This window comes from Riemerella columbina DSM 16469, assembly GCF_000374405.1.
Lineage (GTDB): Bacteria > Bacteroidota > Bacteroidia > Flavobacteriales > Weeksellaceae > Riemerella > Riemerella columbina.
On sequence record NZ_KB894246.1, the window covers coordinates 1 to 13,161 of the forward strand.

Annotated in this window: 14 protein-coding genes and 1 pseudogene; 5 read left to right on the forward strand and 10 right to left on the reverse strand. The window is 36.5% G+C overall.

The window, feature by feature from the left end; genetic code table 11:
- Positions 1 to 459 (forward strand): integrase core domain-containing protein (locus C237_RS0108130; protein WP_018676001.1); only part of this gene is annotated, 459 nt, incomplete at its 5' end.
- Here the strand turns inward: C237_RS0108130 and C237_RS13165 are convergent.
- Genes C237_RS13165 through C237_RS0108150 form a run of 4 tightly spaced genes read right to left on the reverse strand, consistent with a single transcriptional unit; the run spans position 450 to position 2,918 of the window.
- On the reverse strand, positions 450 to 812 hold the full coding sequence (locus C237_RS13165) for an NUDIX hydrolase (protein ID WP_083917661.1): 363 nt from the start codon (positions 810 to 812) through the stop codon (positions 450 to 452). The genes C237_RS0108130 and C237_RS13165 overlap by 10 nt on opposite strands.
- 3 nt (positions 813 to 815) lie before the next feature.
- Entirely contained in the window at positions 816 to 1,718 is a 903-nt protein-coding gene (gene xerA, locus C237_RS0108140; protein WP_018676003.1) for a site-specific tyrosine recombinase/integron integrase, read from the reverse strand.
- The gene (locus C237_RS0108145; protein WP_018676004.1) at positions 1,718 to 2,143 is read right to left on the reverse strand and encodes a deoxycytidylate deaminase; all 426 of its coding nucleotides are present in this window, start codon (positions 2,141 to 2,143) and stop codon (positions 1,718 to 1,720) included. The genes xerA and C237_RS0108145 overlap by 1 nt, the downstream gene beginning before the upstream one ends.
- 7 nt (positions 2,144 to 2,150) lie before the next feature.
- Positions 2,151 to 2,918: an enoyl-CoA hydratase/isomerase family protein gene (locus C237_RS0108150; protein WP_018676005.1), complete on the reverse strand. Its 768-nt coding sequence runs from the start codon at positions 2,916 to 2,918 to the stop codon at positions 2,151 to 2,153.
- Between the two features lie 244 nt (positions 2,919 to 3,162).
- Between C237_RS0108150 and amaB the strand changes: the two genes are divergently transcribed.
- From amaB to C237_RS0108170, 4 genes are all read left to right on the forward strand, one after another.
- On the forward strand, positions 3,163 to 4,713 hold the full coding sequence (gene amaB, locus C237_RS0108155; protein WP_018676006.1) for an L-piperidine-6-carboxylate dehydrogenase: 1,551 nt from the start codon (positions 3,163 to 3,165) through the stop codon (positions 4,711 to 4,713).
- A 29-nt stretch (positions 4,714 to 4,742) separates the two neighbouring features.
- Positions 4,743 to 6,068, forward strand: coding sequence for an L-lysine 6-transaminase (gene lat, locus C237_RS0108160; RefSeq protein WP_018676007.1), 1,326 nt, complete (start codon positions 4,743 to 4,745; stop codon positions 6,066 to 6,068).
- 106 nt (positions 6,069 to 6,174) lie between these two features.
- Positions 6,175 to 6,894 carry a DUF3822 family protein gene (locus C237_RS0108165; RefSeq protein ID WP_018676008.1) on the forward strand — a complete coding sequence of 240 codons (720 nt, stop codon included), beginning with the start codon at positions 6,175 to 6,177 and terminating at the stop codon, positions 6,892 to 6,894.
- 24 nt (positions 6,895 to 6,918) lie between these two features.
- Entirely contained in the window at positions 6,919 to 7,470 is a 552-nt protein-coding gene (locus C237_RS0108170; RefSeq protein WP_018676009.1) for an RsmD family RNA methyltransferase, read from the forward strand.
- Between the two features lie 2 nt (positions 7,471 to 7,472).
- On the opposite strand, the gene murI is transcribed toward C237_RS0108170, so the two are convergent.
- From murI to C237_RS14275, 6 genes and pseudogenes are all read right to left on the reverse strand, one after another.
- Positions 7,473 to 8,303 carry a glutamate racemase gene (gene murI / locus C237_RS0108175; protein ID WP_018676010.1) on the reverse strand — a complete coding sequence of 277 codons (831 nt, stop codon included), beginning with the start codon at positions 8,301 to 8,303 and terminating at the stop codon, positions 7,473 to 7,475.
- 47 nt (positions 8,304 to 8,350) lie between these two features.
- Positions 8,351 to 9,139: a hypothetical protein gene (locus C237_RS0108180; protein ID WP_018676011.1), complete on the reverse strand. Its 789-nt coding sequence runs from the start codon at positions 9,137 to 9,139 to the stop codon at positions 8,351 to 8,353.
- 100 nt (positions 9,140 to 9,239) lie between these two features.
- The gene (locus tag C237_RS0108185; protein WP_018676012.1) at positions 9,240 to 9,848 is read right to left on the reverse strand and encodes a DUF6759 domain-containing protein; all 609 of its coding nucleotides are present in this window, start codon (positions 9,846 to 9,848) and stop codon (positions 9,240 to 9,242) included.
- Between the two features lie 59 nt (positions 9,849 to 9,907).
- On the reverse strand, positions 9,908 to 11,509 hold the full coding sequence (locus C237_RS0108190) for a ShlB/FhaC/HecB family hemolysin secretion/activation protein (protein WP_026315582.1): 1,602 nt from the start codon (positions 11,507 to 11,509) through the stop codon (positions 9,908 to 9,910).
- Positions 11,510 to 11,515: 6 nt separating this feature from the next.
- A complete protein-coding gene (locus C237_RS0108195; RefSeq protein WP_033398838.1) occupies positions 11,516 to 12,316 on the reverse strand; it encodes an SDR family oxidoreductase in 801 nt (266 codons plus the stop codon).
- A 154-nt stretch (positions 12,317 to 12,470) separates the two neighbouring features.
- Positions 12,471 to 13,161: pseudogene (locus C237_RS14275) on the reverse strand (transposase); the annotation flags it as partial.

A 13,161-nucleotide genomic window follows, 5' to 3' on the forward strand; every position in this document is an offset into this window, starting at 1 on the left:
CATTTCTTCCCTTTTAAAATAACCCATGTATTAACAGATAACGGCTTAGAATTTACCAATAAACTATTGGCATCTAAAAAAGGTGACGCCTGTCAAAAACCCTCTAAATTAGATGAAGTATGTGCTAAAAATGACATCGAACATCGCCTTACCAAACCTGCCCCACCTAAGACTAATGGAATGGTAGAAAGAGTAAACGGAACTATTAAAAACCATACGATTCTTAAAAATCAATATCTAAATGTATCTGAATTATATCAAGATTTTGCTCAATTCTTCTCCTACTACAACCTCTACAGAAGACACGGTTCACTTAGGAAGGAACTTAAGGTTAAAACCCCGATACAAGCTATCGAAAAGTGGTTCGAATTAAAACCTGAAATTTTTAGAATAAATCCTAAAATATTTGAACAAAAAATTATATCTTTACAAAACAATTTTGACCAACTTCATCTATAACCTTGTGAAACTTGACAGATACCTTTATACGGGTAAAGATTATTTTGACTGCCTAAATACTCCAATTGTTCAGGATCGATTTTAAGCTGTAACTCTTCAAACAACTCTCTTGCACAAGTGTCTTCTGCGGTTTCGTTAGGATCACAAAATCCACCACTCAAATCTAAATAGCCTTTTTTGGGGTTTTGATTTCTTCGGGTCAATAAGAGTTCATCTTGATAAGTTACCAATACCGCTACCGCAGCCGCACAATTATGATACAATACAAAATCGCATTGGATACAATAGAATTTTCGGTTATTTCCAAATTTAAGATTGGACGTGCCACAGTGTGGACAATAGTTTAATTCCATAATTCATTGATTTCTTGGATGATATTTTATAATGGTATCTCTAAGCTCTTCATTTTCTAGATGCGTATAAATTTCCGTAGTGGTAATACTCGAATGTCCTAACATTTCTTGTATATATCGTAAATCCGCACCATTTCTTAGCAAATGCGTTGCAAACGAATGTCTAAAAGTATGGGGTGAAATTGTTTTTTTAAGGTCAGCTTTTTGGGCTAAATCTTTAATGATAAGAAACACCATCACTCTCGTCATCCCTGCTCCGCGTTGGTTGAGAAATAAAATATCTGACGCCTTTGGCTTTATCTTGAGTTGTGCCCTAGACCCATGAATATAATTCTGAATTAGTTCTGCCGTATAATCAGCCAAAGGTACCAGTCGCATTTTATCGCCTTTCCCCTGAACCACCATATAGTTTTCTTTAAAGTTGATATTGGATATCAGCAGACCCGTCAGTTCCGACACACGTAATCCGCAACCATAAAGCGTTTCTATAATCGTTAAATTCCGTTCCCCCAACGGCGAGGATAAATCTACCGCTTGTATCAGTTGATTGATTTCTTCTAGGCTCAAAGTATCGGGGAGATACAATCCGAGTTTTGGCATTTCTAATAATCGGGCTGGATTGTCCGTTCTAAAATCTTCCTCATTTAAAAATTTAAAAAACGATTTAATAGACGAAATCAGTCGGGCTTGTGTGCGTTCACTTAAATTCAATTTTAAATTTTGATACAAATACTCTTGCAAATCTGAAAACGCAATAACATCAGGGGCTTTACCACTGAGTTCATTTATCGCAAAGCATTGGCACTTTTTTATATCTCGAGTATAGGCTTCTATAGTATTATCCGAAAGATTTCGTTCAAATTTCAACGCTATTTTATACGCATCTATCGCCTCATCCCATTCCATTAGTCCAATAATTCCTCTTTAATCTGTAACAACTCTACGCCTGCTTTTTCTAAAAAATCCAAACCTTCGCGGTCAGAATAGTGGTCGATGTAGACCAATCGCTTAATTCCTGCTTGGTAAATCAATTTACTGCATTCTTTACAAGGTGATAAGGTCAGGTAAAGGGTTGCCCCTTCGGCAGATTGTGTGCTGCTTGCCATTTTTAAAATCGCGTTGGCTTCGGCGTGTAGGACATACCATTTGGTTTTACCTTCGGCATCTTCGCAACAGTTTTCTAATCCAGACGGCGTTCCATTATAACCATCCGAAATTATAGTGCGGTCTTTTACAATGAGTGCCCCCACTTGCTTGCGCTTGCAGTAAGAAAGTTTTGCCCATTCTTTTGCCATTCGCAAATAGGCAATATCAAATTTATTATACTCCATACCTTAATTAAAATTGAGGTTTTCTCTTTTCTAAAAATGCAGCAACCCCCTCTTTTTTGTCTTCCATTTCAAATAATTCGCCAAAGGCTTTTATTTCTTTTTCGTAACCTTCTGGCGTATTGGATGCATTAACAGCCTCTATCGCTTTACTGATTCCTTGTGGTGAGTTCCTAGCAATAGTTGTTGCTAATTTTTTCGCTTGTTCCAAAAGTTCTGACTGGGGAAACACTTCATTGACCAAACCTATGGATTGTGCTTTTTCGGCGCTAATCATCTTAGCAGAAAAAATCATTTCATTCGCTAAACCTTTTCCTACCAATTGAGGCAATCTCTGCGTTCCTCCATACCCTGGGATTAAACCTAAAGTCACTTCTGGAAGCCCTAATTTAGCATTATCCGAAGCATAGCGGATATGACACGCCATCGCCAATTCTAATCCACCCCCTAAGGCAAAACCATTCACTGCGGCAATGACAGGTTTACTTAGATTTTCCACTTTATTGAATAATTTCTGTTGACCATTTCTAGCCAATTGCTCTGCTTTTTCGGTATTAAAATCGCTAAATTCTTTAATATCTGCTCCTGCCACAAAAGATTTTTCGCCACTCCCCGTCAGCACAATCACACGAACCTCTGGACTCTGTTCTAAATCACCCAAGGCTTGTCCCAACGCCTCAATGGTTTCGGCATTCAATGCGTTAAGGCTTTGAGGACGGTTAATGGTGATAGTGGCAATACGGTCTTCGATTTCTATGATTAAATTAGGATACTCCATGGTTTTAAATTAAAATTAATGATGCAATTTAATGATTTTTTTTAACTTGAATAACGGAAAACAAAGACCATCCTAATTTAAACCATGACATACTATTCATCAAATAATATTTATTGTATTTTATAATTTTAAATTAAAATGATTATTAGATATCAACTTCGGACATTATTAATTCAGGTATCATTATCAATTTTGGATATTAAAAATATTTTTATAAATTTAACGAACTTAAAAATCAAATCGTATGTCTAAAAATAAAAAAGATTTTGGGATTGCTAAATCCTTAAAAAAACTTAAAATCAAAAAAAACAACAACGGTGTTTCCTTTGGCAGCAAATACTTTGCGTCTGGCGAAACCATAGAAAGTCACTCCCCTACCGATGGTAAATTAATTGCTTCTGTAAAAATGGGTAGCGATAAAGACTACCAAAAAGTCATTACAAAAGCCAAAAAAGCATTTGAAGAGTTCAGATTGATGCCAGCACCCAAAAGAGGCGAACTGGTTCGGCAGTTTGGTGTGAAACTTAGAAAATATAAAAAAGATTTAGGCAAACTCGTATCCTATGAAATGGGAAAATCTTTGCAAGAAGGACTCGGCGAAGTCCAAGAAATGATAGACATCTGCGATTTTGCAGTAGGATTGTCTCGCCAGCTCCACGGTTTTACTATGCATTCGGAAAGAGCGGGACACCGTATGTACGAGCAGTATCATCCTTTGGGTATCGTCGGAATTATTTCTGCATTTAATTTTCCTGTCGCCGTTTGGAGTTGGAACACGGCTTTAGCTTGGATTTGTGGTAATGTTACCATTTGGAAACCTTCAGAGAAAACACCGCTTTGCGCTATTGCATGTCAAAACATCATCGCAGAAGTTTTAGAAGAAAACAATATGCCAGAAAGTATTTCTTCACTCATCGTGGGCGACCATCAGATTGGGGAATTACTGGTTAACGATACCAATATTCCTTTAGTATCTTTTACGGGTTCTACAAAAGTCGGTCGCATAGTGAGTCAAAATGTAGCTAAAAGATTTGGTAAATCTATTTTGGAACTGGGTGGTAATAATGCCATCATCATTTCAGAGCATGCCGATTTAGATATGAGCATCATAGGAGCCGTATTTGGTGCGGTAGGTACCGCAGGACAACGATGTACTTCAACCAGAAGACTCATCATCCACGAATCCGTTTACGACGAAGTAAAAGACAGATTGGTAAAAGCCTATGGGCAATTAAAAATTGGAACGCCTCTAGATGAGAAAAACCATATTGGTCCGTTGATTGACCAAAACGCCGTATCACAATATTTAAACGCAATAGAACAATGCAAAGCAGAAGGTGGCAACTTTGTGGTAGAAGGCGGTGTATTAGAAGGTAAAAAATATGCTTCTGGATGCTATGTAAAACCGTGTATTGCAGAAGTAGAAAATCATTATACCATTGTTCAGAATGAGACTTTTGCACCCATTCTTTACCTTATGAAATACTCCGACTTAAACGAAGCTATTGCCATGCAAAACGATGTTCCACAAGGTTTAAGTTCCGCTATCATGACTCAAAACTTAAGAGAAGCAGAACTATTCCTATCTCATGCAGGTTCGGATTGTGGTATCGCTAATGTCAACATTGGAACTTCAGGGGCTGAGATTGGTGGCGCTTTTGGTGGCGAAAAAGAAACTGGCGGCGGTAGAGAATCTGGCTCAGATGTATGGAAATACTATATGAGACGCCAAACCAATACCATTAACTATACTGTAGATTTACCTTTAGCACAAGGCATTAAGTTTGATATTTAAAAATCCTAATCTAAAAATATAAAGTAAAAATGAAAGATACAACCCAATCACATGAAAACCCCGTAAAAGCCATACTATCCAAGCATATCCTCGCCGACGGCTTTGATTTCGTCATGGATATAGAACAATCACACGGCTCATGGATACACGATAAACTTTCTGGTGAAGAATTTTTGGATATGTTTTCTATGTTTGCTTCGGCTTCTGTTGGTTATAACCATCCTTATATCGTAAAACATACCGAATGGCTAGGAAAAATGGCAGTCAACAAACCGACTTTAGCCGATGTTTATTCCGAAGAATATGCTCAGTTTATGAAAGTATTTGAAAGGGTTGCCATTCCCGAAGCATTGCAATATTGCTTCTTTATTTCGGGTGGAACGCTTGCCGTTGAGAATGCTTTAAAAGCCGCTTTCGATTGGAAAACTAGAAAAAATTTCGCTAAAGGCTTACAAAAAGAAGCAGGTATCTGTATCCATTTTAAACAAGCCTTCCACGGTAGAAGTGGCTATACTTTGAGCTTAACTAATACTGCCGACCCTCGTAAATATGAATATTTTCCAAAATTTGACTGGCCAAGAATCATCAATCCTAAGCTAACCTTTCCAATTAATGAAGCTAATTTAGAGGATACCATTAAAAATGAACGCCTAGCCCTACTGCATATTGAAGAAGCTATCCTCGCCAATCCTGATGAGGTGGCTTGCGTCATCATTGAGCCTATCCAAGCCGAAGGTGGCGACAATCATTTCCGCGATGAGTTTTTTGTAGAACTAAGGAAGTTATGCGATGCCAATGAAGTCTTATTAATCTTTGATGAAGTACAAACTGGCATTGGGTTGACGGGAAAAATGTGGGCATTTGAGCACTTTAACATAACGCCAGACATCATTTCTTTTGGTAAAAAAACCCAAGTTTGTGGTATACTTGCCAATAAAGAAAAAATGGATGAAGTTCCAAATAATGTATTTAAAGAAAGTTCTCGTATCAACTCTACTTTTGGTGGCAACTTTATTGATATGATGAGGCTAAAACTCATTTTAGAAATTATCGAAAACGAAAACTTGATAGAACATGCCACTAAAGCAGGTGACCACTTATTAAAAGGACTACAAAACCTTTCTAATAAATACCCTAATTTAATTTCCAATCCTAGAGGTAGAGGGCTGATGTGTGCTTTTGACCTTCCTTCTACGGAACTAAGGAATTTATTTAGAGAAAAACTTTACCAAGAACGCGTCATTGTGCTAGGCTGTGGGACAAAATCAATTCGTTTTAGACCTCACCTGAATGTTCCTCTAGAGGTAATAGACCAACTTTTGGAAAAGCTAGACCGCGTGGCACACCAATTTTAATCTTAAAAACTAATATCCTCTCTAAAGGTAGTGTTGCCCATACGCTGCCTTTAGTTTTTCTTTATAAAAAAATAATCATTAAATTTGCCTTCTAAACGAGGTTTTTATGCAACATCTTACGCTACTTTTTACTAAAGACGGACTACAATACCAAAGCACCCAAGGCAAAAATGTGGTGGATGAAGCCTCATTTTTTGTCGATGAAACCTCGCCGAAGGAGTTTATCCTAAACCAACTAAACACCATACTAGCACTGCCGAATACTTCGTCAGTGAATGTTATTTCTGCGCTCAACCATTTTACAATGATGCCAGAAGGATTTTCTCAACATGAATTAGCCTATGACCTCATTAGTTATAATGCTCCAGTAGATAGACATACCGAAGAAGTCATGTTATCTCTAAATAAAAAATATCAGGTGCAGTTTTATTATACACTACCAAAACACTATTACCAAAGTATAAAACAAGCCTTTCCTAATACACATTTTAACTTTTCAGGCGAGCAATTTCTCAATAGACTTTCTACTCAAGGAAAAAAGGAAATTCATATTAATTTATACCACCACCAATGCGAGTTTTTTGCCTTAAACCAAGGTAAAGTGGTACTTTATAACAATCTGGATATCAACTCCGAGGTGGATTTCCTCTATTTCATTATGTTCACCTTAAGCAAAATAGGATTTGGTCTAGCAGAAACCCGATTCTTTGTCTATGGGGAAACTACAGAAAACGATACCTTTATTTCAGAACTAAATAAGTTTGTCGGACAGATGAAAGTGGTTTTTGATAATCTACATAAGAAGAATTTCATTATGATGAAATAACCTCTAACCCATTAAAACACCATTATGTATCGTATTATATCAGGAAAATGGAAAGCCAAAAGAATTGCGGCGCCAAAAAACTTTGAGGTTCGCCCCACTACAGATTTTGCTAAGGAAGCCCTATTTAGTATTCTGGCCCACCGTATGGATTTTCCATTCATTACGGCATTAGATTTATTTGCGGGGATTGGTTCTATTACTCTGGAACTCGCTTCCAGAGATTGCCCAGACATTACCGCTGTGGAAATGAACGCCAAGCACGCGGGTTTTATTAATACCACTGCCCAAGAATTAGATTTTGGCTTGCAAGTGAATATCCAAAGAAGTGATGTGTTTGAATGGCTAAAAAAACACAGGAATTTAGGTAAGACCTACGATTTAATTTTTGCAGACCCACCATTCGATTTGCCAGAGCAGAAATATCAAGATTTGATTTCCCTAGTTTTAGAAGGCAATCTTTTAAAAGACAATGGTATTTTTGTTTTAGAGCATCAAAGCAGAATGAAACTAGAGCATCCAAACATCCAAGACACGAGAAAGTATGGTAATGTAAGTTTTTCTTTTATAGAACCATAGAACTACAACACTTTTAACTCTAAACTGATTTTCTTTCCAAAGAATTTTTTAGAAATTCTCTCAAAGTTTTTGGTTAAATCCGAAAGATAGAATTGCGTTTCTGGCGTTTCCTCACTTTTATTCAGTAAATGATGCTGCTCCAGCGTATGCTTTATATAGCTCGCCACAATACTCGGCGAATCTATCACACGAACTCTATTGCCGTAATATTGTTTAATCTCATCTATCAGCAAAGGATAATGTGTACATCCTAAGATTAAGGTTTCGATATTTTTCAGTTTGTTGTTACTTAGATAATGGTACAACATGGCATGGGTAATCGGATGCTTTTTAAAGCCTTCCTCTATGGCAGGCACTAAAAGTGGTGTCGCTAGTTCATCTACCTTGATAAATTTGTTGAACTTGCGAATACTTTTTCTATAAACTCCAGAATTAACGGTAGCCTTAGTCGCTATGACCCCAACATTGGTATGGATTTCATAAGCCGCTTTTTCTGCCACAGGATTGATTACATCAAACACCAAGGCTTCTTTACCCACCAATTGTTTTACCTCTTTTAAAGCATTGGCTGTTGCGCTATTACACGCAATCACCACTGCCTTACACTGGCATTCTAGTAGAAATTCTGTAATACGCTCGGAAAAACGAACAATCGCTTCTTTGGACTTATCGCCATAGGGTAAGTGCTTGGTGTCGCCAAAATAAATCAGGTTTTCATTAGGCATCTGCCTTTTAATTTCTTTGGCTACGGTAAGCCCACCCACCCCAGAATCAAAAATACCAATCGGTTGCTTAGGCGAAAGATGTTGATATGGTTTTTGTTTCGTGCTCAAAATAAAAATTTATCTGACAAAGGTAATAATTTTTTGAATTTAAAGAACTAATCTACCGTCATCATGGCATTATTTTTAAGCCTTTTTTGGTAAACCGGCAGGTATTTTTCCAAGAAAACTTTTACCGCTTCAAATTGATTGTTTTCTACTAAAGGCGCCAATCGTTCTGAACTGTATACAAACTGAAGAAAATCGTCTATATAATGTTTGGGAATTTTCAATGAAAGAAAATAATTATCGTCATAATAATTCCGTATCGCCGAAGTCGTTGCTAGCATTTTTTCGTAGGCATAGAGGCGTTCTTTTTTCTTTTGCTCCCCAGTAATCAGGTCGTAAATTGTTTCTAGATTAAATGTTAAGCCCCCATCTGCCAATGCCATATGTGGCTGTTCTGGCGGTGTACCATCACCTTTAGGTTCGGGTAGCCCCAAGATTTTCTTTATCGCTAATGCTGATTTTTTATTTTCTAATGCCAAGACATCTTTTTGAAGATTGCCACTAGGCTTAAATCGGCTCAATTGAACTTCTGGGATATTATGGTAAGCCCGTGGTAATGGAATAATATTATTAGGATTTTTAAGTAATTTTTGTGAAACAATTACATCGCTACGCTCTGTAACAATAGAGGTAAAACGAACCACATCGCCCAATTGAACCTCAATCGAAAACGCACCTTTATAATCACTCAACACAGTTTTTTGAGTTCTAAGATTGGTAATATAAATAGTATTAAGTTGAGGTTCTGAGCCATCATCCATCACAAAAACACCGCTAAAAGTTTGAGCCTTTAGTACCGTACTTAGCATTGTAACAATGGTTGTTATTACAAACCTCATAGCGGTGAATCTATTGAACCACAAAGATAACTACCTCCACAAAAAATGCCTGTTAAGACTTTCACAAATCTTAATTCAATAAATAAAAAACTTGTTAAAATTATCTAAGCTTGGGCGTATCTAGAGCAATCACTAAGTTTTTATGAATACTCTTTTTAGAAACATACTGAGCGCCACATAGGATACCACTAAATTCGTAATCGCCTTTTTCAACCACAATGCTATTTTCCCCTTTGGACGGCACTGGAAGTTGATAGAATTTTGCGCCTTGAATCTTCATCACAAGATTACAATCCGAGTTATTTCTTACCAACACAATAGTTTTGGTATTACTAGGATCATTATCGAATAGTTGATTTAAAAGGTTAAGGGTTCTTTGGCTGTGCTTAGATTCGTATTCTGCCATCAACTTACGAAACTCATCATCCGAAACGGAATAGACTTTTACTGCCTTACTTTCATCCGTGATTTTAGGCAATGGTCTACCTTCCATAGCAGGGCCAGCATCTCTTTTAGTCCACGCTTTATTTTTAAGGGTAATAAGTTTCTGCTTAAGCATAGACCTTCTTGGGTCTTCGGGATGGGCTTTTTTAAGGAAATTTTCAATTTCTTTAATATCTTGGCTATTCATGATATTAGTTTGTGGTTGTTGGCTACCACAGTTCACGAGCATCATTAAAAGACCAATTACAGAGATTATATTTTTCATCGATTGTTTTTTACGATGCAAAAATAGGATAAGAAATAGGTTTACACAAATTCTACAATCTAAAATCTCGTCAGAATGCCCCAATGGATTTTCATATCTTTAAACTTAACCACTTCCCCAAAAAGACTGCCGCTAGAAATATGAAAACTCATGATTCCAATCGGCAACTGTATCCTAAATCCAGTTCCAAAACTATAAAGATAGATAGGTGCTTCAGTACCACTAGGCATCAACTGTCCCAATTGCACAAAGCCATCTACAAAAGCCTGACGATTCAATATATAGCGGTACTCTGCACCAAGGTAGCCCCACTGCTTTCCTAATAAGCTATGTTCATTAAAACCTCTCAAGGAATTCCAGCCTCCAAATCTTAACAGTTCATTAAACGATAATATTTTAGAAGTAGATATCCCCGACAGTTCCCCTTTTAAATTCAAGATATGTTTTGGGGTGAAATAAAAATTATGCTCTGCTAAAAGATAATATTGCCATTGTTGCGACTTGGAATTTTCATCGGGATATTCGGCAGAGAGCCATCCTAAGTCTGCACTTATTTTGGTATCATACATCATTAGTTCTAATGTGGAAAGCCGCTCCAATTGATACCATAACCCTAACCCTTTTTTATTAAAATTCTCGTTCCTTATTTGTTTTTGCAATGAAGACGACAGCTCAAAATAACCTTTAGTTCCTAACTTATGTTCGTTTTTCCACAGATAGTAGAGACTCGGTTGCACTTTAACGGTGGCAAATGTAGAATCTTGGCGGTAAATATCCATCTTTAACTGCGCACCTATATTCGTTTTCGCAATATAAGGCAACTCAAAATCAAGGTTAAAATTTTGTCCCTGATTGGGATTTTTTTGCCAAAAGAAATGGATACTTTCAAAGGCATTAAAGATATTTTTAAAAGTAAAATTGAGACTTCCATTAAGGCTCAACTTATCCGACTGGTTATTTCCAAAGCCTAAAACCCCATCAAACGAATTGGTTTTTCGTTTTTGTAAAAATAGAAACACTTGGGTAGAATCTGCTGTAAATAATGTTTGTAGTGGTCGTTCTAGACTTACATAAGTGTGATTTTGAAACCGTTTTGATATTTTATTAAGCCATAGCGATTGATAGATTTTTCCTACAAATTCTTGCTTTATATTGTCTACAAATTTTCTCGGTAATTTGGTATAACCTTTTATTTTAATATCATTAATCACTCTTTTTTGCGTGGTTACTAAACTGATATAAACTTCTGGTATTCCCTCATTGAAACGCTTCAGTTTCGTTTTCACTCTATTAAATGTAAAACCTTCGTTGATATAATGTTGATTAAGGGCTTGTTTTAAAGAATCTAAATTTTGGGTAAATAATGGTGATTTTAATTTTAAATCACTTTCAATTTTAGGCGATAATTCAACTTGGGCATGGTTATAATTTTTACCTTTATTAAAATAAATTTTCACGCTATCCCCTACCGTTTTTACTTCTGAAACTTGGGCTAAATAGTAATGTTGCTCTACTAAAGAATCTAAAAATTTAGCCGCCGATAAAGAATCTTTTTTATAAAATGTTTGCCGAGTATCTTGGTCTATCAATATAAAATGGTTCTGCTGAGCCGAAATCATCCAGTTCCACAATAAACATAATATGAAGACCCCACGCTGCATGATGAATTATATCTGATTGTATTTTCGCATCAATTTTTCGTAGAAGTTTTGAGGTAATATCCATTTGAGCGGCACTCCTATTTTTTGTCCCAACTTCCCAAAATAATAATGCGCTTTCCAAGAGCGTTTCTGCAATAGTTTATCAATGTATTCTGCCACCGCTTTTGGCTCAATCCCTTCATCTACATGAGCGTTCATCACTTGGTGGACTTTTTTAAAAATCGATTCATAAGGCGAAGACACTTTAGATTGCACCCTATGGTCAGCAATATTGGTTTTAATATCCCCTAAGTGCAAAGCACAAACCTTGATATTCCAATCGGACACTTCGTATCTCATCGCTTCGGTAACTTTATCCAATGCCGATTTAGACGCTGAATAAAATCCTCTAAACGGCAGCCCCATTTCTGAACCGATACTCGAAATATTAATGATATCGCCTTGTTTCTGCGTCCTCATAGCGGGCAAAACTGCCGACATCATTTGTACTGCACCGACTAAGTTTAGATTAAACAGTTTTAAAATATCATCTTTGGTGGCATCTTCTACGGCACCTACCATCCCCATTCCTGCATTATTAATTAATACATCTATGCGTTGTTCTTTATCTAAAATTTGCTGAATAGCCTCTGTGATTTGCTGATGATCCGTAACATCTACCGACATGGAAGTAAAACTATCCGTGGGCACCACTTTTCGGCTCAATCCATACACCCGATACTGCTTTTGACCAAAATATTCTGCTAAGGCTCTACCAATCCCAGCAGAAGCCCCAGTTACTACTATGACTTTAGAAGATAATTTCATAATATAAAAATCTATTGCAAGAATAAGCATTTTACATCAAATAGAAAAGACTGACATAAAGCCAGTCTTTAAATATTTGTTCTAAAGAAGTTTTACATGTGCAATTTTGACACTATCCCTTAAAGTGTGTAAGTTAAAAAGAGAGACTCAGGTTTTAGAGTCTGAGTCTTTGGTCAAAAATAAGCATAAATTGGTTTAAAACCGACCCCCAATTTCTAATAGGCATCGACCATTTCTTAGTGGCTTCTCTTATAGAGAGATATACTGACTTCATAACCGCCTCATCGGTAGGGAAAGACATCTTATTTTTGGTGTATTTTAGTTCACAGTATTTATTATTTTATAGGTGTTCATGAATGCTTTGCATTTCGGATTTTTCCATTAAGATTTTCGATTAAATTAGTGGTATAAATAATTTTACGGATTTCTAAAGGAAAGTCGAAAAATACAGTCAATTCCTCCCAATGATCTCTCCAAGACTTCACGGCATAAGAGTATTTACCCTCCCATTTTTTAGCAAAATCATCTAAAGCTAGTTTTGTGGCCACCAGCTGTAAAATCCTTTCTGTCCTTCCAAACCACATATTTACAAGCATTCCTAATTTGTTCATTTGTCTTTATTTTTTTTCAAAGGTATTCACGAATGCTTTGCATTTGATGTACTACGCATATTTGAGTTTGTGACTGTGGGAATACCGAACGAATGGTTTGAGTAAATCCATTTAAATTGTCGGTAGCGGTAATGAGTATATCTTCCACACCACGAGCCTTTAACCTGAGTTCGATTAATATTTTAAGGGAAATAAGTTGTATAAAAAGAGAAACAGTTGTATTTTTAAGTTTTT

Bases quoted from the DNA above. Each gene is read 5' to 3' on its own strand.
- xerA (WP_018676003.1), bottom strand. From the start codon at position 1,718: ATGGAATGGGATGAGGCGATAGATGCGTATAAAATAGCGTTGAAATTT.
- C237_RS0108150 (WP_018676005.1), bottom strand. From the start codon at position 2,918: ATGGAGTATCCTAATTTAATCATAGAAATCGAAGACCGTATTGCCACT.
- amaB (WP_018676006.1), top strand. From the start codon at position 3,163: ATGTCTAAAAATAAAAAAGATTTTGGGATTGCTAAATCCTTAAAAAAA.
- C237_RS0108185 (WP_018676012.1), bottom strand. From the start codon at position 9,848: ATGAAAAATATAATCTCTGTAATTGGTCTTTTAATGATGCTCGTGAAC.
- C237_RS0108145 (WP_018676004.1), bottom strand. From the start codon at position 2,143: ATGGAGTATAATAAATTTGATATTGCCTATTTGCGAATGGCAAAAGAA.
- lat (WP_018676007.1), top strand. From the start codon at position 4,743: ATGAAAGATACAACCCAATCACATGAAAACCCCGTAAAAGCCATACTA.
- C237_RS0108195 (WP_033398838.1), bottom strand. From the start codon at position 12,316: ATGAAATTATCTTCTAAAGTCATAGTAGTAACTGGGGCTTCTGCTGGG.
- C237_RS0108190 (WP_026315582.1), bottom strand. From the start codon at position 11,509: ATGCAGCGTGGGGTCTTCATATTATGTTTATTGTGGAACTGGATGATT.
- C237_RS0108170 (WP_018676009.1), top strand. From the start codon at position 6,919: ATGTATCGTATTATATCAGGAAAATGGAAAGCCAAAAGAATTGCGGCG.
- C237_RS0108165 (WP_018676008.1), top strand. From the start codon at position 6,175: ATGCAACATCTTACGCTACTTTTTACTAAAGACGGACTACAATACCAA.
- C237_RS13165 (WP_083917661.1), bottom strand. From the start codon at position 812: ATGGAATTAAACTATTGTCCACACTGTGGCACGTCCAATCTTAAATTT.
- C237_RS0108180 (WP_018676011.1), bottom strand. From the start codon at position 9,139: ATGAGGTTTGTAATAACAACCATTGTTACAATGCTAAGTACGGTACTA.